Here is a 2,117-nt window from a genome sequence, read left to right on the forward strand (position 1 = left end):
TGTTCTATATTACACCTCTATATACTAATAGTCAATATTAATCTTTCATTTTTTAAAAAAAGATGAAAAAGACTCTCATACCACCTCTTTATTCCTCATACATATCAGTAAAACAAGTGAAAGGAGTGTAGAACTTGTTCAATCCTTATTTATTAAACACCATAAGCGCCCATTCAAGAAGCCCACACTATCATAGGAAGTTTCCCATCATTCTATTTTGGAGTCAAAAAAGCGGTTGCACTTCTCTTGCCAATTGGTTCTTTTACCAGATTGATTTATTGCAAACAGCTCTAAGTTATAGTCCTTTCATTCATAATTTTGAATACGATATATACAAAAGTACACCTGCCTATAGTGTACGACTAGGTGTAGCGTTACGAGAAAAACAAAAAGAAACGTTTAAACTTGTTCGTAACCCTTATAGGAGAGCAGTCAGTTCTTTCGTGTCCTTAATTGGACCTCCTTATATGGAAAATCCGGAATGGAAACCCATCCGAAAGTTTTTATATCAAGATGAAAATTCCCCCAAAGGGATCTCATTCAAACAATTTTTATACTATCTATTTATGAAAGGGGCTCACGCAAGTGATATTAACCCACATTTCACACAACAATATATAGCTGGTGAAGAAGAATATGTGACCAATTATATATACTTAGAAAACTTCGATCAGGAAATGAAAGAATTAGAAAAGCGTTTCGAATTAAAAACCGCACCAATAAATGAGTTCTCAACATCATGGCATCATCAAACTTCCGCCATGATTTATAAAGGGGATTTTAGCGAAGCTGATATTACTGATCCTTTATTTCCCCGTCATCCAACTTTTGAAAGCTTTTATGATACTGAATGTATACAACTTGTTCAAACAATATTTCAAAATGATTTCGACACATATAAATACAGCAAAGAATATCCATACTAATTTTAGTCTATTATCTTTGCTAAATAAAAAAGATACCTCATATATAAGGTATCTTTTTAACATTTCAATTATATAAATCATACTGTTTAACAGTCTCTATTCTCCACCTTATTACCTTTTAATAGATTACATAACTTTTGCTTATCCGCCCATCCTACTCCGATTAAAACTAAACTCGCTCCCATTATTACCCTCCATGTCAGAGACTCATTTAATAGAATAATTGAAGTAGCGATACTTATTAATGGTAATGCATTTAAATATAATCCGCTTACTGATGCTGAAACTCTCTCTAGCGCTTTATTCCAAAACCAATATGCTAAAATTGTTGCTCCAATAACAAGGTATATTACACTAAGTCCCGTTTTCCAAGTTTCAATCTTTGGTAAACCGTAATAAAGAATTTCTACCAGTGCAAACGGTAATAGAATAACAGCTCCGATAATTAAAGTTAATGTTGTAAAAACCTCGTTTGATAAATACTGTTCTTGTTTTGGTCGTTTTAGCAAAACCGTGTAGAAAGCAAATAGAAAAGTACTTAATAATATCAGTATATCTCCTATTAAAGACACTTCTTGATCAGCACTTTTAGATGGAATCGTAATAAAGAGTACTCCTATAGCACCCAATATAATCCCTATCCAATAATTCAATCGAATTTTCTCTTTCAAGAAGAATGCTGAAAAAAGAATTGTAACTAATGGTAATGCAGCATCTATGATACTAACATGTAATCCACTTGTTAAAGAAATACCATACGATGTGAACATAAAATACCCAGCTACACCGGTAAAGGCTAACAAACTCATTCTTTGCCATGGAACTTTTTTATGTACAACTGATTTTTGTAGTTGCTTAAATGAAAATAGCATACAAATTCCACCTGCAAAGAAAAGACGAATAAACAACAAAGTAAACGGCTGAATAGATTCTAACACCCATTTTGTTGGTGCAATAGCTATCCCCCATAATATAACAGCCACTAATAACATGCATATTTCTTTCATAATCCCCCACACCCATCAAAAATATATGTTAACTACCTTAATTATAGATTTTTTCTTATGTAAAATCCTTTAAAAACACAAAAGGTTATGTAAGATTACAAATATTCTTTTTACATCTCGATTATATTTTCACAAAAGGTAATTCTTACCTTTATATTTCAAACAATAAAAATAAACACAAAAA

General features: G+C 31.7%; 2 protein-coding genes. One reads left to right on the plus strand and one right to left on the minus strand.

Annotated features, from left to right (window positions below; translation table 11 throughout):
• The first annotated feature begins 134 nt into the window (after nucleotides 1-134).
• Nucleotides 135-926: a sulfotransferase family 2 domain-containing protein gene (locus tag CN409_RS30350; RefSeq protein WP_097982227.1), complete on the plus strand. Its 792-nt coding sequence runs from the start codon at nucleotides 135-137 to the stop codon at nucleotides 924-926.
• 86 nt (nucleotides 927-1,012) lie between these two features.
• On the opposite strand, the gene CN409_RS30355 is transcribed toward CN409_RS30350, so the two are convergent.
• On the minus strand, nucleotides 1,013-1,933 hold the full coding sequence (locus CN409_RS30355; RefSeq protein ID WP_097892338.1) for a DMT family transporter: 921 nt from the start codon (nucleotides 1,931-1,933) through the stop codon (nucleotides 1,013-1,015).
• Nucleotides 1,934-2,117: the final 184 nt, after the last annotated feature.

The organism is Bacillus sp. AFS012607 (assembly GCF_002558005.1).
Classification (GTDB): Bacteria; Bacillota; Bacilli; order Bacillales; family Bacillaceae_G; genus Bacillus_A; species Bacillus_A thuringiensis_S.

Excerpts from the sequence above, each read along its gene's own strand:
- CN409_RS30355 (WP_097892338.1), bottom strand. The coding sequence starts at position 1,933 with ATGAAAGAAATATGCATGTTATTAGTGGCTGTTATATTATGGGGGATA.